The 26518-nt window shown below is 72.9% G+C and carries 22 protein-coding genes; 17 read left to right on the forward strand and 5 right to left on the reverse strand.

What is annotated here, in order from left to right:
- The first annotated feature begins 7 nt into the window (after positions 1-7).
- Both sufU and FHU33_RS09180 read left to right on the forward strand, forming a co-directional pair.
- Entirely contained in the window at positions 8-487 is a 480-nt protein-coding gene (gene sufU / locus FHU33_RS09175) for a Fe-S cluster assembly sulfur transfer protein SufU (protein ID WP_142025086.1), read from the forward strand.
- The gene (locus tag FHU33_RS09180; RefSeq protein ID WP_142025087.1) at positions 484-870 is read left to right on the forward strand and encodes a metal-sulfur cluster assembly factor; all 387 of its coding nucleotides are present in this window, start codon (positions 484-486) and stop codon (positions 868-870) included. The genes sufU and FHU33_RS09180 overlap by 4 nt, the downstream gene beginning before the upstream one ends.
- Positions 871-977: 107 nt before the next feature.
- Here the strand turns inward: FHU33_RS09180 and FHU33_RS09185 are convergent, their stop codons facing one another.
- Entirely contained in the window at positions 978-2777 is a 1800-nt protein-coding gene (locus tag FHU33_RS09185) for an SCO7613 C-terminal domain-containing membrane protein (protein WP_142025088.1), read from the reverse strand.
- Positions 2778-2987: 210 nt separating this feature from the next.
- On the opposite strand from FHU33_RS09185, the gene FHU33_RS09190 reads away from it, so the two are divergent.
- From FHU33_RS09190 to FHU33_RS09225, 8 genes are all read left to right on the forward strand, one after another.
- Positions 2988-4589, forward strand: a complete 1602-nt coding sequence (locus tag FHU33_RS09190) for an ABC-F family ATP-binding cassette domain-containing protein (protein ID WP_142025089.1) — start codon at positions 2988-2990, stop codon at positions 4587-4589.
- A 311-nt stretch (positions 4590-4900) separates the two neighbouring features.
- Complete coding sequence (locus tag FHU33_RS09195) at positions 4901-5128, forward strand: helix-turn-helix domain-containing protein (RefSeq protein ID WP_142025090.1); 228 nt, start codon at positions 4901-4903, stop codon at positions 5126-5128.
- Complete coding sequence (locus tag FHU33_RS09200; RefSeq protein WP_142025091.1) at positions 5125-5907, forward strand: enoyl-CoA hydratase/isomerase family protein; 783 nt, start codon at positions 5125-5127, stop codon at positions 5905-5907. Before FHU33_RS09195 ends, FHU33_RS09200 begins: the two co-directional genes overlap by 4 nt.
- A gap of 85 nt (positions 5908-5992) precedes the next feature.
- Entirely contained in the window at positions 5993-7885 is a 1893-nt protein-coding gene (locus tag FHU33_RS09205; RefSeq protein ID WP_246063438.1) for an ABC transporter ATP-binding protein, read from the forward strand.
- 126 nt (positions 7886-8011) lie between these two features.
- Complete coding sequence (locus FHU33_RS09210) at positions 8012-8476, forward strand: SgcJ/EcaC family oxidoreductase (protein ID WP_142025092.1); 465 nt, start codon at positions 8012-8014, stop codon at positions 8474-8476.
- 77 nt (positions 8477-8553) lie between these two features.
- Positions 8554-9387: a sulfurtransferase gene (locus tag FHU33_RS09215; protein ID WP_142025093.1), complete on the forward strand. Its 834-nt coding sequence runs from the start codon at positions 8554-8556 to the stop codon at positions 9385-9387.
- Positions 9388-9558: 171 nt separating this feature from the next.
- Positions 9559-12033: a patatin-like protein gene (locus FHU33_RS09220; protein ID WP_142025094.1), complete on the forward strand. Its 2475-nt coding sequence runs from the start codon at positions 9559-9561 to the stop codon at positions 12031-12033.
- Positions 12034-12076: 43 nt separating this feature from the next.
- Positions 12077-12355: a DUF4349 domain-containing protein gene (locus tag FHU33_RS09225; RefSeq protein WP_142025095.1), complete on the forward strand. Its 279-nt coding sequence runs from the start codon at positions 12077-12079 to the stop codon at positions 12353-12355.
- A gap of 1 nt (position 12356) precedes the next feature.
- Here the strand turns inward: FHU33_RS09225 and FHU33_RS09230 are convergent, their stop codons facing one another.
- Genes FHU33_RS09230 through FHU33_RS09240 form a run of 3 tightly spaced genes read right to left on the reverse strand, consistent with a single transcriptional unit; the run spans position 12357 to position 16698 of the window.
- Positions 12357-13064: a sirohydrochlorin chelatase gene (locus FHU33_RS09230; protein ID WP_142025096.1), complete on the reverse strand. Its 708-nt coding sequence runs from the start codon at positions 13062-13064 to the stop codon at positions 12357-12359.
- Positions 13061-13822, reverse strand: a complete 762-nt coding sequence (locus FHU33_RS09235) for an SDR family oxidoreductase (RefSeq protein WP_142025097.1) — start codon at positions 13820-13822, stop codon at positions 13061-13063. Before FHU33_RS09235 ends, FHU33_RS09230 begins: the two co-directional genes overlap by 4 nt.
- Before the next feature lie 20 nt (positions 13823-13842).
- Positions 13843-16698, reverse strand: a complete 2856-nt coding sequence (locus FHU33_RS09240) for an aconitate hydratase (RefSeq protein ID WP_142025098.1) — start codon at positions 16696-16698, stop codon at positions 13843-13845.
- A gap of 244 nt (positions 16699-16942) precedes the next feature.
- Between FHU33_RS09240 and FHU33_RS09245 the strand changes: the two genes are divergently transcribed.
- From FHU33_RS09245 to FHU33_RS09275, 7 genes are all read left to right on the forward strand, one after another.
- Positions 16943-17995: a phosphatase PAP2 family protein gene (locus FHU33_RS09245; protein WP_142025099.1), complete on the forward strand. Its 1053-nt coding sequence runs from the start codon at positions 16943-16945 to the stop codon at positions 17993-17995.
- Positions 17992-18759, forward strand: coding sequence for an SIR2 family NAD-dependent protein deacylase (locus FHU33_RS09250; RefSeq protein ID WP_142025100.1), 768 nt, complete (start codon positions 17992-17994; stop codon positions 18757-18759). Before FHU33_RS09245 ends, FHU33_RS09250 begins: the two co-directional genes overlap by 4 nt.
- A 78-nt stretch (positions 18760-18837) precedes the next feature.
- A complete protein-coding gene (locus FHU33_RS09255) occupies positions 18838-20373 on the forward strand; it encodes an AMP-binding protein (protein ID WP_142025101.1) in 1536 nt (511 codons plus the stop codon).
- 298 nt (positions 20374-20671) lie between these two features.
- Positions 20672-21979, forward strand: a complete 1308-nt coding sequence (locus tag FHU33_RS09260; protein WP_142025102.1) for a C40 family peptidase — start codon at positions 20672-20674, stop codon at positions 21977-21979.
- Positions 21980-22303: 324 nt separating this feature from the next.
- Positions 22304-23512: an AAA family ATPase gene (locus tag FHU33_RS09265; RefSeq protein ID WP_246063440.1), complete on the forward strand. Its 1209-nt coding sequence runs from the start codon at positions 22304-22306 to the stop codon at positions 23510-23512.
- Complete coding sequence (locus FHU33_RS09270) at positions 23509-24537, forward strand: DUF58 domain-containing protein (RefSeq protein WP_142025103.1); 1029 nt, start codon at positions 23509-23511, stop codon at positions 24535-24537. Before FHU33_RS09265 ends, FHU33_RS09270 begins: the two co-directional genes overlap by 4 nt.
- The gene (locus FHU33_RS09275) at positions 24534-25490 is read left to right on the forward strand and encodes a VWA domain-containing protein (protein WP_142025104.1); all 957 of its coding nucleotides are present in this window, start codon (positions 24534-24536) and stop codon (positions 25488-25490) included. The genes FHU33_RS09270 and FHU33_RS09275 overlap by 4 nt, the downstream gene beginning before the upstream one ends.
- Positions 25491-25538: 48 nt before the next feature.
- Here FHU33_RS09275 and FHU33_RS09280 read toward each other — a convergent pair whose 3' ends face one another.
- A complete protein-coding gene (locus FHU33_RS09280; RefSeq protein ID WP_142025105.1) occupies positions 25539-26510 on the reverse strand; it encodes a quinone oxidoreductase family protein in 972 nt (323 codons plus the stop codon).
- Positions 26511-26518 lie beyond the last annotated feature (8 nt).

Raw genomic sequence — 26518 nt, forward strand, 5'->3', positions numbered from 1 at the left:
GCCGCTGATGCAGCTGGAGAACATGTACCAGGAGATCATCCTGGACCACTACCGGAACCCCCACGGCCGCGGTCTGCGCGAGCCGTTCGAGGCCGAGGTGCACCACGTCAACCCGACCTGCGGGGACGAGGTGACCCTGCGGGTGCACCTGGACGGCGACACGATCGCCGACGTCTCCTACGAGGGCATGGGCTGCTCGATCAGCCAGGCCTCGGTGTCGGCGATGTACGACCTGGTCATCGGGAAGACCGTGCCGCAGGCGCTGGAGACCGGCGAGCACTTCATGACGCTGATGCAGGCCAAGGGCGACCCCACGGTCGCCGAGAAGCTCGAGGACGAACTGGAGGACGCCGTGGCGTTCGCCGGTGTGTCGAAGTACCCGGCGCGCATCAAGTGCGCGCTGATGAGCTGGATGGCGTTGAAGGACGCGTCCGCCCGAGCTCTGTCGGCCGCCCACCCCACCGCTCCAGCTGGAGGCCCCGCATGACCGAGAACCCGACTGCCACCACCGACGAGACCGCCGCCGAGCTGCCGGCCTACAAGTCGGCGCTGCTGGAGGACCTCGAGGAGGCCATGCGCGACGTCGTCGACCCGGAACTGGGCGTCAACGTCGTCGACCTGGGCCTCGTCTACGGCATCGACGTCGACGACGAGTCGAACGTGGCGATCCTCGACATGACGCTGACCTCGGCGGCCTGTCCGCTGACCGACGTCATCGAGGACCAGGCCCGCCAGGCGCTCACCGGCGGCCCCGGCCCCGGGCTGGTCGACGACATCCGGATCAACTGGGTCTGGATGCCGCCGTGGGGCCCCGACAAGATCACCGACGACGGCCGCGAGCAGCTCCGCGCCCTCGGCTTCCGCGTGTAACTGTCGCCCCCGTGCACCCTCGCTTCTGGGGTGTTCTTCCTGCCTCCCGGGTCCTGCAGGACTCCAGGAGCAGGAGGAACACCCCAGAAGCGCGTTCGGGACCGGGCTCAGCGGAGGTCGGCCAGGCGGGCGCCGAAGCCGTCGACGGGGAACCGTTCCCGCCGCATCCCGAGCGCCAGGAGGGCGGCACCCACGAGGAGCGCCGTCGCCAGGGGCCAGGGCAGCGCGCGCACGGTGAAGCCGAGCGCGAGGGCGAGCGCGGTGCCCGCCCCGACCAGCAGGGGCGCGCGCACCCCGGTCCGCGCCCCGGCCACGAGCACGACCGCGGCGACGATCAGGACCGTCACCGCACGATCGCCGTCGGACGTCGTCACCGCCAGGACGGCCGACGGCAGCGCCGCCACCAGGAGGCCGGGCCCCCAAGCCGGCCAGGACGGGCCGTCGGTCAGCCGCGGGCCCGCCGCGATCAGCAGCCCGGCCGCCGCGGGCAGCGAGTACCACTCGACCGCCGCGAGGTCGGCGGCGGCCGCGAAGAACCAGGCGGCGGCCACCAACTGCAGCGCCCCGCCCCGCCAGGCCGTCGCGGAGGTGGTGTCGAGCGGCTGCCCCGGGACGTGCGTGCGCCAGGCCCACGTGAGGGTGAAGGCTCCCTGGACGGCCAGCAGGACCGCGAGCGTCGTCCGTTCGTCCTCGATCCGGAGCAAGGCCGCGGTGGCCAGCGAGCAGAATGCCGCCGCCCGCACCGTCGCGCGCCGGGAGGACGCGTCCAGCGCCGCGCCGACGGTCATGGCGACGGCGTAGAGGATCGTCAGGAGCACCGCTGCGCCGACCGGACCGACCAGGCCGTCGGGCAGCGCGAGCAGGGTCGCCCCGGCGAGGCAGCCGACGGTCACGGGCAGGGCGACGGGGCGGTCGTCGGGACGGCGGACGGCGACGACCACCGTCGGTAGCGCGGTGAGGAGCAGCAGGAGGCTGAGCTCGGACCACCGTTCCCGGACGAGCAACTGGACGATGCACAGCAGGGCCATGACGATCCCCGCGGCGAGCGCGACGGGGAGGAACAGCCCCCGCCGCCAGCCGGTCAGCGTGGCCGCCGCCGTGTTCGCCGTCAGCACCCCGGCATAGCCGGTCAGGGTCATCGCGAGGGTGCCCAGGGACGAGAACGCGCCGGTGACGGCCGCGCCGGCGACGATCCCGGCCAGGACCGGCACGGCCACCGGCGGACCCATCAGCGGCTCGAGCTCCGCGCGCAGCCGCGCCAGCAGCAGACCTGCGGCGGCGGCGATCATCATCGCGGCCGACAGCCACCGCTCGGCGCCGGCGTCGCCCCACGCGCTCGACGAGCCGCCCACAGCGCCGACCAGCCACCAGGGCGCCGCGGTGACCAGTGCGGCCCGCGCGACGATCCGCCGTCCGAACAGGGCGATGCCCAAGCCCACGAGGGCGACGGAGAGGAAGACCCCGGTGTGCAGGGCCGGAGGGATGTCGTCGAGGGTGCGCAGGACAGCCAGCTGCCCGCCGCCCCAGGCCGCGAGCGGCCAGGTGATCGTGGTCGGCGCGGCACGGTGCAGCACCAGGAAGCCGGCGGCGAGCACCGCGGCCGACCCCGGGTTCCCGCCGAACAGCGGACCGCCCAGGTCGGCGCCGGACAGCGCCAGCCCGGCTGCCGAGGCGGCCAGCGTCTCCTCGGAGCTGCGCAGCCCGGTCCGCGCGGCCCGCAGCGAGTACCAGGTGGCCGTGCCGGCGAGGGCGAGCAGCAGGATCCGCGCCGGGCTGCCGCCGTACGCGGAGGCGACCGACGCGCCGGCGCTGACCAGCAGCACCGCACCCACCCCGAGCAGCACCTGCGGCGGCCGGGCGCGGTAGGGCAGGGGAGGAAGCGGTGCGGTGCTGACCGGCCGGCCCATCGACGCCCCCTTTCCGGTTCCCCCGAGGCGCTCCCACCGTAGGGCGGCGCACCCCGAGGGGCACCCGGTCAGTGCCTCCCCGCCCCTCGGCAGCAGCCCGTGCGGCGCGGGCTCGCGGTCCCTCGGGCGACACGCCCGGGCGGGTGATGCCGCCGATGTCACCCTGAGCGCGGTCGTGGTGTCGGGCCGAGAGCGCCTACCCTGGTATCAGTGATCACGACGACCGGCCTGGAGCTGCGCGCCGGCGCCCGCATCCTCATCAGCGAGGCCGACCTCCGCGTGCAGCCCGGCGACCGGATCGGCCTCGTCGGCCGCAACGGCGCGGGCAAGACGACCACCCTCACCACGCTGGCGGGGGAGCGGATCCCGCACGCCGGCAAGGTCGACGTCTCCGGCGAGATCGGCTACCTGCCGCAGGACCCGCGCAGCGGTGACCTGGACATCACCGCCAGCGACCGCGTCCTCTCCGGCCGCGGGCTCGACGTCCTGCGCGCCCAGCTGGTCAAGGCCCAGATCGCCATGGCCGAGCCGGCCGACGACGTCGAGCGGGACAAGGCGGTGCGCCGCTACGGCCGGCTGGAGGACCAGTTCGCCGCCATGGGCGGGTACGCCGCCGAGAGCGACGCCGCCCGGATCTGCACCAACCTGGGCCTGCCCGACCGGGTCCTCGCCCAGCCGCTGCGCACCCTGTCCGGCGGTCAGCGCCGCCGCGTCGAGCTGGCCCGCATCCTGTTCTCCGACGCCGAGACCCTGCTGCTCGACGAGCCGACCAACCACCTGGACGGCGACTCGATCACCTGGCTGAAGGGCTTCCTCTCCAGCCACCGCGGGGGCCTCATCGTCATCAGCCACGACGTCGAGCTGCTCGAGGCCGTCGTCAACAAGGTGTGGCACCTGGACGCCAATCGCGCCACGGTCGACATCTACAACCTCGGCTGGAAGCGGTACCTGCAGCAGCGGGAGACCGACGAGCGGCGCCGCAAGCAGGAGCGGGCGAACACCGAGCGGAAGATCGACACGCTCAACGCCCAGGCGGACAAGATGCGCGCCAAGGCCACCAAGGCCAAGGCCGCCAAGAGCATGGACAAGCGGGCCGAGCGGCTGGCCGCCGGTCTCGCGGACGTCCGCGTGCACGACAAGGTGGCCAGGCTGCGTTTCCCGACCCCGGTGGCCTGCGGCAAGACGCCGCTCACCGCGGAGGGCCTGTCGAAGAGCTACGGCTCGCTGGAGATCTTCACCGACGTCGACCTCGCGGTGGACCGGGGGACGCGCGTCGTCGTCCTCGGGCTCAACGGAGCCGGGAAGACGACGCTGCTGCGGATGCTGGCCGGCACCGAGACCCCCGACACCGGCGAGGTCAAGGCCGGCCACGGGCTGCGCGTGGGCTACTACGCCCAGGAGCACGAGACGATCGACATGGACCGCAGCCTGCTCGAGGTCATGCGGTCGGCCGCGCCGGACAGCACCGACACCGAGCTGCGCCGGATCCTCGGGGCGTTCCTCTTCTCCGGCGAGACCGTCGACCAGCGGGCCGGCACGCTCTCCGGCGGTGAGCGGACCCGGCTGGCCATGGCCACGCTGGTGGTCTCCGGCGCCAACGTGCTGCTGCTCGACGAGCCGACCAACAACCTCGACCCCGCCAGCCGGGAGCAGGTGCTCGAGGCGCTGCGCACCTACGCGGGCGCCATCGTGCTCGTCACCCACGACGAGGGAGCGGTGCGGGCGCTGAACCCCGACAAGGTCATCCTGCTGCCCGACGGCACCGAGGACACCTGGAGCGAGGACCTCGCCGACCTGGTCGAGCTGGCCTAGCGAGCCGCTCGGCGGTGTCGCGCCGGGTGGGGCCCGAAGGGTTCCGCGCAGGCGCGACGTAACGGCTCAGCATCCCCGGGGCACGGCACGTGGCCGCGGTGTCGGCCGGAGGCCGACAGATCAGATGGCGCCTCGTCGGACGACCTCCTCTCTCGCGTCGCGGGTGGCCGGATTGTGCGTGATCATGGGTCCAGGGACGTCGTGGTCAGCGGGACGGCGGCGCTCAAGGGGACGGACTGCCATCACCGGGCCGGGACCGACCGGCCGCATGCGGTGCTGACGTGGGCCGGCGGCTGACACGGAGGGGAGTCATGGCCGACTCGAACACTGCCGAACTCGGCAAGGGCAAGCGCATCACCGGAGGTGACCGGTCGTCGCTGGCCGACGAGCTCCGCAAGCGCTACGACGGCGGCGAGAGCATCCGTTCCCTGGCCACGTCGACGAACCGGTCCTACGGGTTCATCCACCGCCTCCTGTCGGAGTCCGGGGCCACACTGCGCAGCCGCGGTGGGGCCAACCGGAATAGTAAGAAGGCGTGACCCCTCCAGAACTCGAGAACAACGGCTGGGTCCGGACGAGCCGGGACGGCGCCGTCCTCACCGTCACCCTCGATCGCGCGGATCAGCTGAACGCCCAGACGCCCGCGACCTGGACGGCGCTGGCCGCCGTGGGCGCCTCGCTGGACGACGACGTCCGTGTCGTCGTGCTGCGCGGCGAGGGACGCTCCTTCTCCGCGGGCCTGGACCGCAGCCTCTTCAGCGCCGATCCGTCGACGAACGGCGGCCTCGGCGAGCTCGGCCACATGCCGGCGGAGGAGGCGCAGGACCGGATCCGCGCGTACCAGGCCGGCTTCCGGTGGCTCCGGTCACCGGGGATCGTCTCGGTGGCCGCCGTGCAGGGGCACGCGATCGGAGCCGGTGCTCAGCTCGCGCTCGCCTGCGACCTGCGGGTGCTCACCGACGACGCGCAGCTGCGGCTGCCGGAGGCCACGCTCGGCCTGGTGCCGGACCTGACCGGCACCAGCACCCTCATGGAGCTGGTCGGCTACTCGCGGGCGATGGAGATCTGCCTGACCGGCCGCGCGGTGAAGGCCGCCGAGGCGCAGTCGATCGGGCTGGCGAACCTCGTCGTCCCCACGGCGGACCTCGACGCCACCGTCGCCGACCTCGTCGCGGCGCTGACCGCCGCGCCGGTCGCCGCGAGCCGGGCGACGGCCGCCCTCGTGCGCTCGGCCGTCCGCAACGACCCCGCGGTGCAGGACGCCGCCGAGCGCGCCGCCCAGGTCGAGCGGCTGCACGAGCTGGCCGGACGACGCTGAACCTGTCGTAACCCACTGGAAGACTCCTCGGAACAGCCCGGCCGGGCGCGGTGTTGGCCGGTCGACGAGAGGAGGCGGTGTGGACGTGAGCGGTCCGATGACCTCCATGGCCGCCATGCGGTCGTTCCGGCGCGACCCGTCGGTGACGGCACGCGAGCTGCCGAAGGGCACGGTGCGCCGGATCCTCGGCATCGCCGGGCCGTACCGCCGGGAACTGGCGTTCTTCCTGGCGCTGGTCGTCGGCTCCTCGCTGATCGGAGTGATCACCCCGCTGCTCGCCGGTGAGATCGTCAACCGGATCGCGAGTCTCGAGGGAACGGCCGGCGACATCGTCCGGATCGCGCTGTTCATCGCCGGCCTGGCCGTGGTGGACGCCGCCATCTCCCTGGCCACCCGCTGGTACTCCGCCCGCATCGGCGAGGGGGTCATCTACGACCTCCGCAGCCGGGTGTTCGAGCACGTGCAGCGGATGCCGGTCGCCTTCTTCACCCGCACGCAGACCGGTGCGCTGGTCAGCCGGCTGAACAACGACGTCATCGGGGCGCAGCAGGCGTTCACCTCGACGTTGTCCGGCGTGGTGTCCAACGTGATCGGCCTGGCGCTGACGGCGGGCGTGATGCTGACGCTCTCGTGGCAGATCACGCTGCTGTCGCTGGTGCTCGTGCCGCTGTTCGTCCTCCCCGCGCGCCGGATCGGCAAGCGGCTGCAGGAGATCACCCGCGAGTCCTACGGGCTCAACGCCTCGATGAACGCGTCCATGACCGAGCGCTTCAACGTCGCCGGCGCGCTGCTGGTCAAGCTGTTCGGCCGGCCGTCGGCCGAGGCGGCGTCCTTCAGCGACCGTGCCGCCCGGGTCCGCGACATCGGCGTCCTGTCGGCCATGTACGGCCGGTTCTTCTTCACCGCACTGACCCTGGTCGCGGCGCTGGCCACCGCGCTGGTCTACGGACTCGGCGGCTGGCTGGCGTTCACCGGGTCGCTGAGCCCGGGGGACGTCGTCGCGCTCGCGCTGCTCCTGTCGCGCCTCTACGGCCCGCTCACCGCGCTGGCCAACGTCCGGGTCGACGTCATGAGCGCGATGGTGAGCTTCGACCGGGTCTTCGAGGTGCTCGACCTTGCACCGATGATCGCCGAGGCGCCCGACGCGGTGCCGGTACCGGCCGACGACCGGTCGATCGAGTTCCACGCGGTGTCGTTCAGCTACCCGTCGGCCTCGGACGTCTCGCTGCCGTCACTGGAAGAGGTCTCGCTGCCCGAGCACGGCGGGCCGGTCGACGTCCTCCACGACATCTCCTTCCGGGTCGAGCCGGGCCACCTGGTCGCCCTGGTCGGGCACTCCGGGGCCGGGAAGTCGACGATCGCCAACCTGGTCCCTCGGCTCTACGACGTGACGGGCGGGTCGGTCCGCGTCGGTGGGATCGACGTGCGGACGGCGACGCTGGACTCGCTGCGGAGCGCGATCGGCGTGGTCAGCCAGGACGCGCACCTCTTCCACGACTCCATCCGGGCGAACCTGCTCTACGCCCGTCCCGACGCGAGCGAGGAGGAGTTGTGGTCGGCTCTCGAGGGGGCGCGGATCGCAGCCCTGGTGCGCTCGCTCCCGGAGGGGATGGGCACCGTCGTCGGCGACCGTGGCTACCGCATGTCGGGCGGGGAGAAGCAGCGGCTGGCGATCGCCCGGGTGCTGCTCAAGGCGCCGGGCATCGTGATCCTCGACGAGGCGACAGCTCACCTGGACAGCGAGTCCGAGGTCGCCGTCCAGCACGCGCTCGACGCCGCGCTCAGCGGCCGGACGTCGCTGGTGATCGCCCACCGGCTGTCCACGATCCGCAGCGCCGACCAGATCCTCGTCATCGACAACGGTCGCGTAGCGGAGTCGGGCACGCACGAGGCGTTGTTGGCACTCGGGGGGCGGTACGCCGACCTCTACCGGACCCAGTTCGCCGACGGCGAGCGTCGAACGGTCGAGGTCGCCTGAGCACTACCGTCACTCCTGTCCCAGTACGTGAAGAGAAGTCTGAGGCGGCGTGACCGAGCTTGCGAGGTCACGCCGGAGGATGCAGCACCGTTGGCACGTGCCGACGAGCGCCAGCGAGGAGAGCACGTGACCGCAGCCCATCCGCACGACGCCCAGATCCGTGCGCTGTACCACCAGTTCCTCGACGGGTGGAACCGGCGCAGCGGTGCGTCCGTCGCGGCCGGGTTCGCCGATGACGGGGACATCATCGGTTTCGACGGCAGCCACCACCGTGGCCGGCTGTCCATCGCCGCCGACCTCCGGGCGATCTTCGGCAGCCACCAGACGCCCGCGTACGTCGGCATCGTCCGGTCCGTCCGCCCGATCGCGGCCGGCGTGGCCGTCCTGCTGGCACACGCCGGGATGATCCCGCCGGGCGCCAACGACCTCGACCCGGACCTGCACACGGTGCACACCCTGGTCGCGGTGGACGAGGGCGGCGGCCGCTGGCGGATCTCGCTGTTCCAGTCGACCCCGGCGGCCTTCCACGCCTTCCCCGAGGAGCGCGAGGCGCTGACCGAGGAGCTGCGCGGCCTGCTCACCGCGCAGTGACCACCGGGATGGGCGCCAAGCCGAAATCGGAAGGCTCGGAAGCCGGTCTGCCGCGTAGCTCGGCGGTGGGCTGACCCGTGGGCGTCCTGGTCTCCGCGGCCGACCTGCTCGCCGCCGACCCGACCCGCGCCGTGCTGCTCGACGTGCGCTGGGCGCTCGGCGACGACCGTGGCCGGGAGCGGTACCTCGAGGGTCACCTGCCCGGCGCCGTGTTCGTCGACCTGGAGACGGAGCTGGCCGGCCCGCCGTCGGCCGCCGAGGGACGACACCCGCTGCCGTCGTCTCAGCGACTGCAGGCAGCGGCCCGGCGCTGGGGCATCAGCGACGGCGACACGGTGGTGGCCTACGACGCAACTGGAGGTCTGGCGGCTGCCCGTGCCTGGTGGCTGCTGCGGTGGGGTGGTCTGACCGACGTCCGGCTGCTCGACGGCGGGCTGGACGCCTGGCGCCGTGCCGGCGGGACGGTAGAGGCCGGCGCCGTCGTCCCCGGGCCTGGAGAGGTGACGCTCACCGGCGACGGCATGCCCGTGCTCTCGATCGACGAGGCGGCGGCGCTGCCGTCGTCCGGCGTTCTGCTGGACGCGCGAGCGGGGGAGCGGTACCGGGGGGAGACCGAGCCCGTCGATCTGCGGGCCGGCCACGTCCCCGGCGCGGTGAGCGCCCCGACGACGGAGAACCTGACGCCCGACGGGACCTTCCGATCGCCGGCGGAGCTGCGGGAGCGGTTCGCCGCGCTCGGCGCGCGGCCCGGCGGCACCGTCGGCGTCTACTGCGGCTCGGGGGTCACGGCTGCCCACGAGGTGGCGGCGCTCTCCGCCGCCGGCATCGAGGCGGCGCTGTGGCCCGGGTCGTGGTCGCAGTGGTCGGCCGATCCCACCCGGGAGACGGCCACGGGGCCCGGGCCGGCCTGACACACGCCGGGCCTCGACGGCGACACGCCGACGGCCGATCCGGCCAGTACCCCGGTCGCTCGCGGATCCCTTGCCCGACCGGCGACGACGCGAGGACACTTCGGCGCCCGAGAGCCTCCCGGCGGTCGACGACGAGCTCTCGATGCACAGCATCGCGCGAGAGGTGCCGCCATGGTCACGACCCAGCTCCCGTCCCAGGTCACGACCCAGCAGGAGCCGCACACTGCTCCGCAGCCGGAGACCCGGCCCGCGGAGCGGATCGAGTTCCGCCTGGCCCTGGTCTGCTATGGCGGCGTCTCGCTGGCCGTCTACATGCACGGGGTGACCAAGGAGCTGCACAAGCTGGTGCGGGCCTCCCGTCGGTTCGACGGTGTCGGGCACCTGGACGAACCGAATCCGTTCGGCACCGACGAGACCGAGTGGGCCTACTTCGAGGCGCTGCGCGAACTGGCCCGGGCCGGCCGACGGCTCTCGGTGGCCGTCGACGTCATCGCCGGGACGTCGGCCGGCGGCATCAACGGGGTGGTCCTGGGCAAGGTTCTCGCGCTCGACGGCGCCCAGGAGTCGCTGAAGGACGTGTGGATCGAGGAGGGCGACCTGCGCAAGCTCCTGCGCAGCCTCCCGCTCGGCGGAGTGCGGACGAGGGCCGTCCTCGCCGCCGCCCGGCTGCTCCGCTCAGGACTGTTCGGGAAGCTCGGGAGGGAGGACGATGCGCCGTCCCCGTTGCGCGGCGAGCTCATGTCCACCCTGCTGCTGCGGGCGATCACGGACATCGACGGAACGGCCACTCAGGGAGGCACGCTGCTGCCGCCCAACGGTTCGCTCGAGCTCTACGTGACCCTCACGGACCTGCACGGATTCGAGGTGCTCGTCCCGACCGGGGCCGGAGGTGCCAGCCAGCGCGACCGTCAGCACGCCCAGGTCCTCCGCTTCGTCGCGGCCCACGGCGACACCGGTGACTTCGGCAAGGACGCTTCTCCGGATCTCGCGTTCGCTGCCCGGGCCACGTCGAGCTTTCCCGGGGCCTTCGCCCCGATCCGGATGGACAAGTTCGCGGAGGAATGCAAGAAGCGGCCGTTCCCCGACACGCTCTCCGACCGGTTCGTCTACCCCTACGACGAGGGCGATGCGAAGGCCGCGGACGCCTGGTTCGTCGACGGTGGCGTCCTGGACAACGCTCCGTTCGACCTCGTGGTGGCCGCCATCAGCCGCAAGCGGGCCGAGACGGAGGTCCTGCGGCGGCTGGTCTACATCGAGCCCGATCCGGGCCGGCCGTTGGTGCCCGCCACGCCCGACGGACCGCCACCGGGTCCGCCGTCGTGGTTGGGCGGCGTCTCCAAGGCCGTCCTCGGGGTGAAGGGCACACACGGCGTGCTCCGGGACCTGATCGCTCTGCGGGACCTCAACCGGAAGATCGGCGAGGTCGGCGCGATCGCGAAGAGCCAGATGGACGCGGTGCAGGATCTGGTGAGGGACGAACTCGACCTGCTGTGGCCGCCGCCGGACGACGAGTCGGGCTCGGCCGGGAACGGGCATGCTGCCGTGCAGCAGCTGTCGGACGCGGTGCACGTCCGTGCCCGCGAGCACCTCGGTGCCGGTTTCCCGACCTACTGCCGGCTCAAGGTGGAAGCCGCCGCGCGGCGCATGGCCGACGAGATAGCGCAGCGCTTCGTCTTCCCGCCCGACTCCAGCCGGACCAGCTTCCTGCGGGCGGCCATCGGCGAGTGGGCGCGTGGGCGACCGGAGTGGGCCGACCCGGATCCGACGACGCTCATGACGTTCCTCCGCCCGGCGGACATCCCGTACCGGGAGCGCCGCCTCATGTTCCTTCTCGCCGGCGTCAACGCGCTCTACGACGAGATCGGAGCCGGCCCCCATGCCCCTCTCCGTCACGACCTGGACACGCTGAAGACGGCGGCGTGGGATCTCCTGGAGGAGCTCCGCCGCATCCCCGGCGAGGTCGTGAGCGACGTACCGGCGGAGGCCGTCGCCTTCCTCGCTCCCGCGGAACTGGACGACAGCCTCCTGGCCGATCCGCGGGTGTTCGCCGAGACGCACGGGAACGACTTCACCACACTGTTCCGGGCCTACCGGGATGCGCTGGAGGCCGCCCTCGGCGACGGCAGCACGCCCCTGTGGGAGATCTTCCAGCGAACGACCCAGGCGTGGGGAGCGGACTACCGGCGGGCGCTGCTGTCGCGGTACCTCGCCTTCCCCTTCTGGGACGGCCTCATCTTCCCGACGGTCTCCCTGGCGGAGCTGCCCCAGTTCACGCCGATCGGTGTCGCGCAGTTCAGCCCGTTGGCCGCCGCCGCACTGCCCACCCCGGACGGCGGAAAGCTGAAAGGCGTCTCGCTGCACCACTTCGGCGGCTTCGCCAAGGCCGAATGGCGCGAGAACGACTACCTCTGGGGGCGTCTGGACGGCGTGGAGCTCATCCTGCGGCAGCTCTACGACGCCGGCTCACCGGCTCCGACGGCCGCCGCGACGGCGCCCCCTCCGTCGACCGCCGGCGCCGTCTCGAGCGCAGGAGGTCCGGTGCTCAAGGCCGGCCTCCGGGCGGTGCTCGACTCCGAGCAGGGGCTGCAGCGGATCGCGGCGAGACGTGCAGAACTGGCCGAGGAGGTGGCGCAGCTCCCCGGGTAGGCGTTGCCGAGCCACCACGACGGGGCCTGGGCATACTGCGGCCGTGCCGACCACACCGCAGGCTGCGCTCGGGCCGCTCCTCGTCGCCGGACTGGCCGGGGCCGCACACCTGGTGGTCGGGTTCTTCTACCTGACCAGCGGCCTCGTGGTCCCCCTCTACGCGCTGCTGCCGCTGTGGCTGGTCTGGGTGGTGCTCGCGCTGTGGCTGGTCCGACTGGCGATCCTCCGGTCCTGGTGGACGCCGGTCGTGCCGGTGACCGCCGCCGCCGTGCTCACCCTGACGCTGATCCTGGGCGGGACCGTCCTCGGCTGGCAGCCCTGAGTCAGTCGGCGAGGGCCGCGTCGTAGCGGTCCAGGAGGATCGCGGCGATCCGGTCGTCCGGCAGCAGGGGAGCGGTCACCGCGTCGGCGCCTGCCCCGGCCAGCTTGTCGTGGAAGTGGCCGGGCGCCAGCAGGTACGACGCGACGACGACCTGCTCCGCGCCGCCCCGCCGGGCCGCCAGCACCGCGTCGGGTACCGGCGGCTGGGCCGCCGAGCCGTACCCGGTGGTCACCGGCCCGGCCCACGAGCGCTGGAGCAGGTCTGCGGTGCCCTCGACGTCGGCGACCGCCCGGACGTCGCTGGACCCGGCCGCCGCGAGGACGACGGCGGTCAGCGGATCGCGGGGGTCGGCGTCTGCCTGCAGCAGCCGGTCGTGCAGCACCTCGACCAGCCGCGGGTCCGGCCCCAGCGGTCGGGCCGCGACCGCCGACTCGGCGTCGGCCACTGCGCCGGCGATGTCGACGTGCACGTGGTACCCGCCCGACAGGAGCAGCGGGACCACGACGGCGGGCCGCCCCTCGGCCGACAGGCCGGCCACCACGTCGACGACGGTGGGCGGCTGGACGTCGACGAAGGCGGCCGTGGTGACCAGCCCGGGCCGCTGCGTGCGGGCGGCGAGGGCCAGTTCGGCGATCAGCCGGCGACCGGTGGGGTTACGGGTGCCGTGCGCGCACGCGACGAGGACCGGTCCTGCGGCGGGTGGGCTCACAGCGAGCGGGTGACGCCGCCGTCGACAGCGATCATGGTCCCGGTCACGAAGGAAGCGGCGGGGGAGAGGGCGAAGGCAGCCACCCGGCCGAATTCCTCGGGTCGGCCCACCCGTCGCAGCGGGATGCCCGCCTCGGTCCGCGCCCGCATGGCGTCGGCGTCGCCGGACGCGGCCTCGATCTCGGCGATCCGATCGGTCGCGATGGTGCCGGGCATCAGACCGAGCACCCGGATGCCGCGCGGACCGAGCTCGTCGGCCAGTGCCTTCGCCGTCATGGCGAGCCCGGGCCGCAGGCCGTTGGAGATGGCCAGGTGGCCGATCGGCTGGCGGACGGAGGTGGAGAGGACGAAGACGATCGCGGCGCCCTCGCCCAGGTGCGGGACCAGCTCCCTGACCAGGCGCAGCGGCCCGAGCAGGACGCTCTCCACGCCGGTCCGCCAGTCCTCCTCGGCCGTCTCGAGAACGGTGCCAGGTGCCGGGCCGCCCACCGAGATCAGCGCGCCGTCGACCCGGCCGAGCCGCTCCCGCGCCTCGGCCACCAGTTGCCCGGCGACGTCGGCATCGGCGAGGTCCGCGGCCAGCCCGAATGCGCCGGGCGCGCCGCCGAGCGTGTCGACCGCCCCCGCGACGCCGTCCTCGGACCGGGAGCTGACGAGCACCCGGGCCCCGTCATCGACGAGGGCCCGGGCGGTCGCGAACCCCAGCCCCCGGCTCGCGCCGGTGAGCAGGAATCCGCGACCGCCCAGGCCCAGGTCCATGAGGGTTCAGGTCCCGTCGGTCAGGCGGCCGAGCCGCGGAGCGAGCGCAGCACGTACTGCATGATCCCGCCGTTGCGGTAGTAGTTCGCCTCACCGGGGGTGTCGATGCGGACGCGGGCGTCGAACTCGACGTCCCCGGCCTTCACCTTGACCGTGCGGGGCACCGAGCCGTCGTTCAGCGCGGTGATCCCGGTGATGGTGAACTCCTCGTCGCCGGTCAGGCCGAGCGACTCGCGGTTCTGCCCCTCGGGGTACTGCAGGGGCAGCACGCCCATGCCGATGAGGTTCGAGCGGTGGATGCGCTCGTAGCTCTCGGCGATGACGGCCTTGACGCCCAGCAGCGCGGTGCCCTTGGCGGCCCAGTCGCGGGACGAACCCGAGCCGTACTCCTTGCCGGCCAGCACGACCAGCGGGATGCCGGCGTCGATGTAGGCGCGCGAGGCGTCGTAGATCGTCGTCGTCTCGCCGGTGAGGTGGTTCTTGGTGACGCCACCCTCGGTGCCGGGCACCAGCTGGTTGCGCAGCCGGATGTTGGCGAAGGTGCCGCGGATCATGACCTCGTGGTTCCCGCGGCGGGAGCCGTAGGAGTTGAAGTCGCGCCGGTCCACACCGTGCTCGCGCAGGTACCTGCCCGCGGGGCTGTCGGCCTTGATCGAACCGGCCGGGGAGATGTGGTCGGTGGTCACCGAGTCGCCGAGCACCGCCAGGGTGCGGGCGCCGGAGATGTCCTCGACCGCGGCCGGCTCGGCCGGCATGCCGTCGAAGTACGGGGGCTTCCGCACGTAGGTGCTCTCGGTGTCCCACTCGAACGTGTCCCCGGTGGGCGTGGGCAGGTTCTGCCACTGCTCGGTGCCGGCGAAGACGTCCTGGTAGCTGCTGCCGAACTGCTCCGCCGAGACGGCGTGGTCGATGACCCGCTGGACCTCCTGCGGCGACGGCCAGATGTCGTGCAGGAAGACGTCGTTGCCGTCGGTGTCCTGACCCAGCGGGTCGTTGTTCAGGTCGACGTCCATGGAGCCGGCCAGCGCGTACGCGATGACCAGCGGCGGCGACGCCAGGTAGTTCATCTTGACGTCGGGGTTGATCCGGCCCTCGAAGTTGCGGTTGCCCGAGAGCACGGAGACGACGGCGAGGTCGGCCTCGTTGACGGCGTTCGACACCGGCTCGGGGAGCGGGCCGGAGTTGCCGATGCAGGTGGTGCAGCCGTAGCCGACGAGGTAGAAGCCGAGCTTCTCCAGGTACGGCGTGAGCTCGGCCTTCTCGTAGTAGTCCATGACGACCTTGGACCCGGGGGCCAGCGTCGTCTTCACCCACGGCTTGCTGGTCAGCCCGCGCTCGACGGCGTTCTTCGCCAGCAGCGCGGCGCCGATCATGACCTGCGGGTTGGAGGTGTTGGTGCAGGAGGTGATCGCCGCGATGACGACGTGGCCGTGGTCGATCTCGGTCTCGGTGCCGTCCTCCATGACGACGCGCGTCGGCTTGGAGGGACGGTCGGCGACCGCCTTGCCGTCGACGTGGTGCGGCTTGCCGGCCTCGCCGTTGCCGTGCGCGAACGGGCTGACCGGATCCGACGCCGGGAACGATTCCGCGGAGGCCTCGTCGGCCTCGGACTCGACGCCATAGGGCTGTTCGTGGCCGGGGACGCCGGGCTTGCGGTCCTCGCCGCCGGTCTCGTCAGCGGCCACGTAGTCGGCGAGCGCCGTGCGGAACGCGGGCTTGGCCTCGGTGATGGCGACACGGTCCTGCGGGCGCTTCGGGCCGGCGATCGACGGCACGACCGTGGCGAGGTCCAGCTCGAGGTACTCGGAGAACGCGGGCTCGCGGGACGGGTCGTGCCAGAGGCCCTGCTCCTTGGCGTAGGCCTCGACCAGGGCGACCTGCTCGCGGGAACGGCCGGTCAGCTCCAGGTAGGTGATCGTCTCCTCGTCGATGGGGAACATCGCCGCGGTGGAGCCGAACTCCGGGCTCATGTTGCCGATCGTGGCGCGGTTGGCCAGCGGGACGGCGGAGACGCCGGCGCCGTAGAACTCGACGAACTTCCCGACGACGCCGTGCTCGCGCAGCATCTCGGTGATCGTGAGGACCAGGTCGGTCGCGGTGGCGCCGTCCGGCAGCTCGCCGGTCAGCTTGAAGCCGACGACGCGCGGGATGAGCATCGAGACGGGCTGGCCGAGCATGGCCGCCTCGGCCTCGATGCCGCCGACGCCCCAGCCCAGCACGCCCAGGCCGTTGACCATCGTGGTGTGGCTGTCGGTGCCGACGCAGGTGTCGGGGTAGGCGACGACCTTGTCACCTTCCTGGCGCGGGAAGATCACGCGGGCCAGGTGCTCGATGTTGACCTGGTGCACGATGCCCGTGCCCGGGGGGACGACCTTGAAGTCGCTGAAGGCGCCCTGGCCCCAGCGGAGGAACTGGTAGCGCTCGCCGTTGCGCTCGTACTCGATCTCGACGTTGCGCTCGAAGGACTCCGGCGTGCCGAAGACGTCGGCGATCACGGAGTGGTCGATGACCAGCTCGGCCGGGGCGAGCGGGTTGATCTTCTGCGGGTCGCCGCCCAGCTCCGCCATGGCCTCGCGCATGGTGGCGAGGTCGACGATGCAGGGCACGCCGGTGAAGTCCTGCATGACCACGCGGGCCGGGGTGAACTGGATCTCCTGGTCGGGCTCGGCCGACGGGTCCCAGCCGGCGATCGCCCGGATGTGGTCGGCGGTGATGTCCGCGCCGTCCTCGGTGCGCAGGAGGTTCTCGAGGAGGACCTTCAGGCTGAAGGGCAGCTTCTCGGAGCCCTCCACCGCGTCGAGTCGGTAGATGTCGTAGTCGGTCCCCTCGACGGTGAGCGTCGACCGGGCTCCGAAGCTGTCCTTGCTGGCTGCCACTCTTCTGCGCCTACCCCTCGCTGGTTCGTCGCGGCTGGATCGTCGCGCTGGGTTCCGCCTCGATCATCCCAGCTCAGCGATCGACGCACCGGGTCAGGGGAACCTTCCTTCACCCGGTGACGTCCGTCACCTCCTGCGCCTGCCTTCCCCCCACCAGTCACCGGCGCCTCAGGGGCCGCGCGGGAGGGTGAACCCGGGGCGCGTCGCTGGTGGGAGCGCTTCCCGGTGCCTACCGTCCCTGGCCATGACCGTGGTCGAGTCAGCGGCGCTCACCGCGGCGATCCCCAGCCCCCGCACGCCCCTGCCCGGAGAGCGGATGGCCGGCCGTGCGCCGGCGGGCACCTCCGACACCCGTGCTCGTCGGCGCCTCGTCGTGCGGTGGCTGCTGGTCTCCGCCCTGGGCCTGTCCTTCGCCGTCACCTGCGCGATCGTGGGGCTGCCCACCGACCGCGTCGTCCTGCTGGGCTGGGTCGTGGCCGGGCTGGCGCTGTACGCCGTGGCCGACGGCCCGCGCCGCGTGGGGCGGCTCCTCGCCGACTGGCTGCCGCTGGTGGCCCTGCTGCTCGCCTACGACGCCAGCCGGGGCCTCGCCGACGGCTTCGGCGCGACCGTGCACGTCGCGGAACTCGCCACGGCCGACCGCTGGCTGTCCGGGGGCAGCCTGCCGACGGTCGTGCTGCAGCAGTACTGGCAGGCCGACTGGTGGAAGGCCGTCGCCTCGCTGGTCTACGCGAGCCACTTCGTCGTGACGCCGGTCGTGCTCGGAGTCCTGTGGGTCCGCAACCGCGACCGGTGGAAGACCTTCGCCCGGCTGGTCGTCGGGCTGTCGGCCGCCGGGCTGGCCACGTACGTCCTCTACCCGGCCGCGCCGCCGTGGCTGGCGGCGAAGGACGGCGTCATCGAGCCGGTGCGCCGGCTCAGCGGTGCCGGCTGGGAGGTGCTCGGTCTGCCCCGTGCCGGAGCCCTGCTCGCCGACAGCCAGGGCCAGGTCAACCAGGTGGCGGCCGTGCCGTCGTTGCACACCGCCTTCGCCGTCCTCGTCTGCCTGGTGCTCCTCCCGGTCGCGCGCCGGCGGTGGCAGCGGGTCGTGCTGCTCGGCTACGGGCCCGCGATGGCAGTCGTGCTCGTGTGGGCCGGGGAGCACTACGTGATCGACACCCTCCTGGGCGCCGTCTACGCGGTCGCGGTCGTCCTCGTGGCGGCGCAGTGGCGGGCGTGGCGCCGGCGGATGTCTCCCCGGACCCTCCCCGGGACAGCCACGCACGAGCGGGTCCCCGCTCCTACCGTGGACGCGTGACCGGAGCCGTCCCCGAACCCCTGCCCGACTGGCTGAGCGCGGCACGGCGCATCGTCGTCCTCACTGGTGCGGGCATCTCCACGGAGAGCGGCATCCCCGACTACCGCGGTCCGAACGGCGTGTGGACGAAGGACCCCGACGCCGAGAAGCTCGTCACGCTCTCGTACTACGTGAGCGATCCGGACATCCGCCGTCGGGCGTGGCTGATGCGCCGGGAGCTGACGGGCGACATCGCACCGAACGCGGGCCATCGGGCGCTGGCCGACCTCGAGCGCCAGGGGCGGCTGCGTGCCCTGCTCACCCAGAACATCGACGGGCTCCACCAGCAGGCGGGTTCCTCGCCGGGCGTCGTCCTCGAGCTGCACGGGACCATCCACGAGGTGGCCTGCCTGTCCTGCGGTGACCGGACGACGATGGGCAGCGCCATGGAGCGCATCGACGCCGGCGCCCCCGACCCCGCCTGCGTGGTGTGCGGCGGCATCCTCAAGTCGGCCACGATCAGCTTCGGCCAGGAGCTGGACTCCGCCGTCATCGCCGCCGCAGCGGACGCGGCGTCGGAGTGCGACGTCTTCCTCGCCGTCGGGACGTCGCTGACCGTCCATCCCGCGGCGGGTCTGACCGACATCGCGGCCGCGTACGGCGCTCGGATCGTCGTCGTCAACGCCGAGCCGACGCCCTACGACCCGCTCGCCGACCTCGTCGTCCGGGAGCCGATCGGGCGTTCCCTGCCGCTGCTGCTGGGAACGGCGCACCAGCACTCGTGATGGCCGGTTCCGGCCGTTAGCGTGACGGGGACCACGACGAGCGGCCGGCTCGACCGGCCCCACACCCCGGGAGCCGGCATGCGCGTGCCCTTGACCACCCGCGACTTCCTCGACCGGGCCGAGCTCGTCTACGGCGACCGCGTGGGCATCGTCGACGAGCCGAGCCAGCCCGCCCCCTCGCTCGGGGAGGTGAGCTACCGCGAGGTGGCCCGCCGTGGCCGCGCCCTGCAGGCAGGTCTCGACGGGCTGGACATCGGCGAGGGCGAGCGGGTGGCGATCGTCAGCCACAACGCCGGCCGCCTGCTGGAGCTGCTCCTGTCGGTGCCGTCGTCCGGACGGGTGGCGGTGCCGATCAACTTCCGGCTCTCGCCCGAGGAGGTCAGCTACATCGTCGGGCACTCCGGCGCCCGCGTGCTGCTGGTCGACCCGGAGCTCGAGTCCTCGCTCAAGGGCGTCGAGTCCGAGCACCGGTTCGGCACGGGGGAGGAGTACGAGCAGCTGCTGCGCTTCGACACCGAACCCCGGCCGTGGTCGGCGCCGGACGAGGACGCCACCGCCACGATCAACTACACCAGCGGGACGACGGCGCGGCCCAAGGGCGTGCAGATGACCCACCGCAACCTGTGGGTCAACGCCGTCACCTTCGGCATGCACATGCAGGTCAGCGACCGCGACGTCTACATGCACACGCTGCCGATGTTCCACTGCAACGGCTGGGGCCTGCCGTACACGATGGCCGGGCTCGGGGCCACGCAGGTCGTGCTGCGCAAGGTGGACGGCGCGGAGATCCTGCGCCGGGTCGAGTGGCACGGGGTCACGGTCATGGCGGGCGCGCCCGCCGTGTGGAACGCCGTCCTGGAGGCCGCCGCCGACTGGGACGGCGAGATCCCCGGGCGCGACCGGGTGCGGATCATCGTCGCCGGCGCTCCGCCGCCCTCGAGGACGATCGCCCGCGTGGAGGCCGAGCTGGGCTGGGAGTTCAACCAGATCTACGGCCTCACCGAGACCGCCCCGCTGCTCACCATCAACCGGCCGCGCGCCGAGTACGACGACCTGGACGCCGACGAGCGCGCCAGGCGGCTGTCGCGGGCCGGTGTCCCCGGGCTGGGCACCCGGCTGGAGGTCAGCGAGTCCGGCGAGGTGCTCGCGCAGGGGAACACCGTGCTGGCCGGCTACTGGGAGAACCCCGACGCCTCGGCGGAGGCGCTGGAGGGCGGCTGGTTCCACACCGGGGACGGCGGCTCGATCGACGACGTCGGCTACGTGACCATCTCCGACCGCAAGAAGGACGTGATCATCACCGGCGGGGAGAACGTCTCCTCGATCGAGGTGGAGGACGCCGTCTTCAGCCACCCCGCCGTCGCCGAGGTCGCCGTCATCGGCGTGCCGGACGACAAGTGGGGCGAGATGGTCACCGCGCTGGTCGTCGTCGCCGAGGGGGAGACGGTCACCGCGGAGGAGATCGTCGCGCACTGCCGGGGCCGTATCGCCGGCTACAAGCTGCCCAAGCGCGTCGAGTTCCGCGACGAGCTGGCCCGCACGGCCACCGGCAAGATCCAGAAGTTCAAGCTCCGCGAGTCGTTCTGGAAGGACTCCGAGCGCCAGATCAACTGATCGAAGGACCCCGCTGCCCCCGACGCTCGCCAGCTCACGCCGGGGCCCTGCAGCGGGGCCGCTCAGCACGTCACCGGCTCGGCGCGGGCCCTCGAAGCGTGGCCGTTCCAGCACGTCACCAGCTCGCGGCGGGACCCTGCGCGCGTCCCCCGACCGTGTCGTCTCCCCCCACGGGGTGAGACGCGCTCAACGGATGCCTCTGTGACGCCGATCTCGATTACGGTGGCGCCCTCCCGGGCGCCGGATGTCGAGTGGCGCCGGCCCCCAGGGGTCGCCTGCGCCGGAAGAGGTTGCATCGGTGGACAGCGGTACGTGGAGCTCCTCCGCGCGCAGCGCTCGTCGTGATGCGGGCGCCGTCGCGCGCCCGAGCTGGGCGCCGAACGCGGCCCGGATCGGCGGCCTGGCCGTCGCCGTGGCGCTGTCCGTCGGCCTGACCCCGTCGGTCGCCGCGGCCGTCCCGCCCGGGCCCAGCGACACGCAGATCGCGACGGCGCAGGCCCAGGCCGACGCCGTCCAGGCCCGGATCGGCGCGCTGTCGGGGCAGCTGACGGCCGCTGAGGAGGCCGTGGAGGACGCCCGGGTCACGGCGCTCATCGCCCTGGACCAGTATCAGGCGACCGAGGCCTCGTACCTCGCCGCCCAGCAGCAGGCCGATGCCGCTGCGGCCGCCGCCGCGCAGGCCGACGCCGACCTGGGCGTGGCGCGCACGCAGATGATGGCCTTCGCCCGCCGCAGCTACATGGAGGGCAGCACCTTCGCCGGTGCGGCCGCACTGATCACCGCCGCCGACCCGGGCGAGCTCATCCAGCGCGCAGCGCTGCTCGAGGCCGCGGGCTCGCATCGCTCGGACGTCCTGACCGAGGTCACCGTGCTCCGGGTGCAGGCCGCCGAGGCCGAGACCCTGGCCGCGAACACCCTCGCGACCGCGGTCCGGCTGCAGGAGGAAGCCGCCGCGAGCCTCGCCGTCGCCGAGACGGCGGAGGCGTCCGCGCGGCAGCAGGCCGCGGCGCTGGAGACCCAGCAGGCCCAGCTGACGACCGAGCTGGCCGGCGCCCAGGCCGAGCTGACCGCACTGGTCGGTCAGCGGGCGGCCGCCGAACGTGCCGCCCAGGTGACAGCCCCTCCGCAGCCCCCGCCCCCCGTCCAGACCACTCCGGCGCCGTCGGGCAACAGCACCTCGGCGGGGGCCGGCGACGCGTCCAAGGCACAGATCGCCATCGACGCGGCGATGGCCTACGAGGGCCTGCCCTATGCATGGGGCGGCGGCGGCACCAGGGGACCGGGTTACGGCCACAGCGGAGACGAGGACGTCTGGGGCTTCGACTGCAGCGGGCTGACCCAGTACGCCTACGGGCAGGCCGGGATCTCGATCCCGCGGAACAGCAGCTGGCAGTACTCGGCGCTGCCGAAGGTGTCGAGGGACGACCTCCGTCCAGGAGACCTCGTGTTCTGGGCGCGGAACACGTCCGACCCGGCGACCATCCACCACGTGGCCATCTGGCTGGGCGGGGACCGCATCCTCGAGGCGCCGCAGAGCGGGTCGTTCGTGCAGGTCACGGAGATGCGCTGGAAGGGCTACATCGGGGCCGGCCGGCCCAGCGCATGAAGACAGGGCGTCGGGCAGCCACGGGGGGAGCTGCCCGACGCGGTGCCAAGGCTAGCAGTCACGGTGCCCCCGGGGCAGAGGTTGTGGACGCGTGACCCGAGACTCCCAGGGGACTCCCAGGCAGCTCCTCCGGTGTTGCCAGCCGTCGGTCGGACCGATGTAGGACACTGGCACGGGGGACGGTCCTGCCGCCCCGTCGACAGCTGCTCCCGCCGGCAGCCGTCGGCCGGCACGACCAGGGAGCACCGTGAGCGAGCTTGCGAGCGAACGCACGAGCACAGCAGTCCCGCGAACGCTGACGACGAGCGCAAGCGAGGAGTCGGCGTGAGTAGCGCTGCCAGCACGCCGATCGAGATCCCGTCCGACCCGCAGCCCGCCCGCGCCGATTCGCCGGTGCCGCCGTCGGCCGACGCGGCCCGGCTGGAGCGCGTGCTGTTCGAGATCAAGCGGGTCATCGTCGGCCAGGACCGCCTCGTCGAGCGGATGCTCGTCGCGCTGCTGGCCCGGGGCCACGTGCTGCTCGAGGGCGTCCCGGGTGTGGCGAAGACGCTCGCGGTCGAGACGCTGGCGACCGCCGTCGGCGGGAAGTTCGCCCGGCTGCAGTTCACCCCCGACCTCGTTCCGGCCGACATCATCGGCACCCGGATCTACAAGGCCGGGCAGGACGCCTTCGAGACCGAGCTCGGGCCGGTCTTCGCCAACTTCGTGCTCACCGACGAGATCAACCGCGCGCCGGCCAAGGTGCAGTCGGCGCTGCTGGAGGTCATGGCCGAGCGGCAGGTGTCGATCGGCGGCGTCACCCATCCGCTGCCCGACCCCTTCCTGGTGCTCGCCACCCAGAACCCGATCGAGTCCGAGGGCGTCTACCCGCTGCCCGAGGCACAGCGCGACCGCTTCCTCATGAAGGTGCTCGTCGACTACCCGAGCCCGGAGGAGGAGCGGGAGATCGTCTACCGCATGGGCTCCGAGCCCCCCGTCGCCGAGACGGTGCTGGGACCCGACGAACTGCGCCGGCTGCAGAAGGCCGCCTCGCAGGTGTTCGTGCACCACGCGCTCGTCGACTACGTCGTCCGCCTGGTGGTCGCCACCCGGACGCCGCGCGAGCACGGCATGGAGGACGTCGCGACGTGGGTGTCCTACGGCGCGAGCCCTCGGGCGTCGCTGGGCCTGATCGCGGCCAGCCGGGCGCTGGCGCTGGTGCGCGGGCGGGACTACGTGCTGCCCCAGGACGTCCTCGACATCACCGCCGACGTGCTGCGGCACCGGCTGGTGCTCTCCTACGACGCCCTGGCCGACGGCGTCCCCGCGGACCACATCGTGAAGCGGATCGTGCAGACGGTTCCGCTGCCGCAGGTCGCCCCCCGGCAGAACGCCACCGGCTTCGGGCCCGGTACGCCCGGTGGGCCGCACGTTCCGCACTTCGGCCCACCCCAGCTGCACCCGGGGCCGCAGGGGGCGGTCCCGCACAACGGGTCCGAGGGCCAGGGCGGGCCGTCGGCCAACGGCTACGCGCAAGGGCCGCACCCGGCGTGATCCTGCGTCGTCGTGCCCCACAGCCGCCGCAGCCGGCTCCCGAGCACCCCGGGCTCCTCCTGCACCCGGCCACACCGGGTTCCGGGATCGAGCCGGGGGCGGGGGACGGCGCGCCGCCGCGCTTCACCGACGGTCCGGCCGACGTGCTGCTGCGCCGACTCGAGCTCACCGTGCGACGGCGGCTCGACGGGCTGCTGCAGGGGGACCACCTGGGTCTCGTCCCCGGGTCGGGCTCGGAGGCGGGCGACTCGCGCACGTACCACCCGGGGGACGACGTCCGCCGGATGGACTGGCCGGTCACCGCGCGCACCCAGGTCCCGCACGTGCGGGAGACGATCGCCGACCGCGAACTGGAGACGTGGGCCGTCGTCGACCTGTCCGCGAGCCTGGACTTCGGCACCGCCAACTGCCAGAAGCGCGACCTCGCCATCGCCGGGCTGGCCGCCGTCGGCCACCTGACCGTGCACGGCGGGAACCGGCTGGGCGCTGTCATCACCACGGGGGAGCGGGTGGACCGGCACCCCGCCATGCCGGGACGACTGGCCGCGGAGCGGCTGCTGCGCTCGGTGGTGGCGACCCCGCGCGCGACGAGCGGACGACGGGGCGACCTCGCCGCGGCGCTGGAGACCCTGCGCCGGCCCGAGCGCCGCCGGGGCCTGGTCGTGGTGATCTCGGACTTCCTCGGGGACAGCGACTGGGAGCGGCCGCTGCGCGGGCTGTCCACCCGGCACGAGTTGCTCGCCATCGAGGTGGTCGACCCGCGGGAGCTGGAGCTGCCCGACGTCGGACTGCTGACCGTCGTCGACCCGGAGACCGGCCAGACGCTGGAGGTGCCCACCGGGGACGCTGAGTTCCGCGCCCGCTTCGCCGCGGGCGCGGCGGCCCAGCGCGAGGAGGTTGCCGCGGCACTGCGCCGGGCCGGAGCCGGCCACCTGCGCCTGCGCACCGACCGCGACTGGTTGATGGACGTCGTCCGGTTCGTCGCCGAACGCCGGCGCGCCGGCAGTGGCGGGGCTTCCCGATGACCTTCCAGGAGCCCCTGTGGTTGCTGGCCCTGCTCCTCGTCGCCGCACTGGTCGCGGTCTACGTCGTCCTGCAGCTGCGCCGGAAGGCGTACGCGGCGCGCTTCACCAACGTGGCGCTGCTCGGCTCGCTCGTGCCCAAGCGGCCGGGCTGGAAGCGGCACCTCGCCTTCGGGATCGTCGCGCTGGGGCTGGCCACGCTCGTGGTGTCCCTGGCGGTGCCGAGCACCGAGGTGCGGGTGCCGCGGGAGCGGGCGACGGTCGTGATGGCCGTGGACGTGTCGCTGTCGATGCAGGCCCGCGACGTCGAGCCCGACCGCTTCCGGGCGATGCAGACCGCGGCCAAGGAGTTCGTGGACGTCCTGCCCGAGCGGATCAACCTGGGCCTGGTCTCCTTCGCCGGAACCGCGACCACCGTCGTCGCGCCCACCACCGACCGCGCCCAGGTGGCCACGGCGATCGACAACCTCGAGCTCGCCGAGGCCACGGCCATCGGGGAGGCGATCTTCACGTCGCTGTCCGCCATCCAGAACTACCAGTCCAGCCTGGAGGCCGGCGAGGAGGACGAGGTACCGGCCCGCATCGTGCTCCTGTCCGACGGCTACAACACCGTCGGCCGCGAGGACACCCAGGCCATCGACGCGGCCCGGGCCGCCGGCGTGCCGGTGTCGACCATCGCGTTCGGCACCGACTACGGCACCCTCGACCTGGACGGCGAGACGGTTCCCGTGCCGGTCGACCGGCAGACGCTCGAGGAGATCGCCGACGCGACCGGCGGCAGCTACAGCGAGGCGGCCAGCGCCGCCGAGCTCGAGGACGTCTACGCCGACCTGGGCAGCCAGATCGGTTACACGACCGAACCGCAGGACGTCAGCTACTGGTTCGTGCGGGTGGGCGTCGTCCTCGCCCTGATCGGCGCCGTCCTCAGCCTGCTCTGGACCAACCGCCTCGTGTAGCTGGGACTTTCCGCGCCGGGAGTCCCGGACGTCCGGCGCGGACGGTCCTCAGCGGCTCGGGTCGAGGACGAGCTTGCCGGTGGTGCGGCGGGCCAGCAGGTCCTGGTGCGCGTCGCGGACGTTCGACAGCGGGTAGCGCCCGCCGACGATCGGCGTCAGCGAGCCGTCGGCCACCATCGCGAGCAGGTCGGTCATCGCGGCGTCGAGCATGTGCGGGCGGGCCATGCAGTGGGCCAGCCAGAAGCCGATGACCGCGCGGCTCTTCTGCATGAGGGCGCCGGGCGGAACGGGCTTCGTCTCCTGCCGGGCTGCCATGCCGTAGGTGACCAGCCGGCCGAAGGGCGCCAGTGCCGACAGCGACCCGGCGAAGACGTTGCCGCCGGTCATCTCCAGCACGATGTCGACCGGCTTGCCGCCGTTGGCCTCGCGCAAGGCGGCGGTGAACTGCTTCGGGTCGTCGTCGGCGAGCGCGGGGTCGACGGTGGCGTGCGCGCCTAGCTCCTCGGTGAGGGCTCGCTTCTCCGCGCTGGAGGCGGTCGCGATCACCCGGCCTGCGCCCCAGCGCCGGGCCAGCTGGACGGCGAGCGAGCCGACCCCGCCCGCACCGGCGATGACGACGACGGACTCGCCCTCGGCCAGGTGCGCGCTGGTGCGCAGCAGATGCCAGGCCGTCGCGCCCTGGAGCACCAGGGACAGGGCCTGCTCGTCGCTGACGCCATCGGGCACCGGCCACGTCAGGAAGTCGTGGGCCACGGCCTTCTCGGCGTAGCCACCACCGTCGAGCAGACCGACCACCCGCTGGCCGCCGCCGACCGGGGTGCCGACGAACTCCGCGCCCGGGACCAGCGGCAGTTGCTGCTGGGCCAGGTAGGAGTTCTCGATCTGGTGAGTATCAGCGAAGTTGACTCCTGCGGAGCTCACCTCGTAGAGCTGCTGACCGGGACCTGGGGTGGGGTCGGGAAGGTCGACGATGTCCATGACCTCGGGGCCGCCGAATCGGGTGATCTGCACAGCACGCATGCGGGTGA

Source organism: Blastococcus colisei (assembly GCF_006717095.1).
Taxonomy (GTDB): domain Bacteria; phylum Actinomycetota; class Actinomycetes; order Mycobacteriales; family Geodermatophilaceae; genus Blastococcus_B; species Blastococcus_B colisei.

Bases quoted from the DNA above. Each gene is read 5' to 3' on its own strand.
- FHU33_RS09185 (WP_142025088.1), bottom strand. From the start codon at position 2,777: ATGGGCCGGCCGGTCAGCACCGCACCGCTTCCTCCCCTGCCCTACCGC.
- FHU33_RS09245 (WP_142025099.1), top strand. From the start codon at position 16,943: ATGACCGTGGTCGAGTCAGCGGCGCTCACCGCGGCGATCCCCAGCCCC.
- sufU (WP_142025086.1), top strand. From the start codon at position 8: ATGCAGCTGGAGAACATGTACCAGGAGATCATCCTGGACCACTACCGG.
- FHU33_RS09235 (WP_142025097.1), bottom strand. From the start codon at position 13,822: ATGGACCTGGGCCTGGGCGGTCGCGGATTCCTGCTCACCGGCGCGAGC.
- FHU33_RS09275 (WP_142025104.1), top strand. From the start codon at position 24,534: ATGACCTTCCAGGAGCCCCTGTGGTTGCTGGCCCTGCTCCTCGTCGCC.
- FHU33_RS09180 (WP_142025087.1), top strand. From the start codon at position 484: ATGACCGAGAACCCGACTGCCACCACCGACGAGACCGCCGCCGAGCTG.
- FHU33_RS09280 (WP_142025105.1), bottom strand. From the start codon at position 26,510: ATGCGTGCTGTGCAGATCACCCGATTCGGCGGCCCCGAGGTCATGGAC.
- FHU33_RS09255 (WP_142025101.1), top strand. From the start codon at position 18,838: ATGCGCGTGCCCTTGACCACCCGCGACTTCCTCGACCGGGCCGAGCTC.
- FHU33_RS09220 (WP_142025094.1), top strand. From the start codon at position 9,559: ATGGTCACGACCCAGCTCCCGTCCCAGGTCACGACCCAGCAGGAGCCG.
- FHU33_RS09195 (WP_142025090.1), top strand. From the start codon at position 4,901: ATGGCCGACTCGAACACTGCCGAACTCGGCAAGGGCAAGCGCATCACC.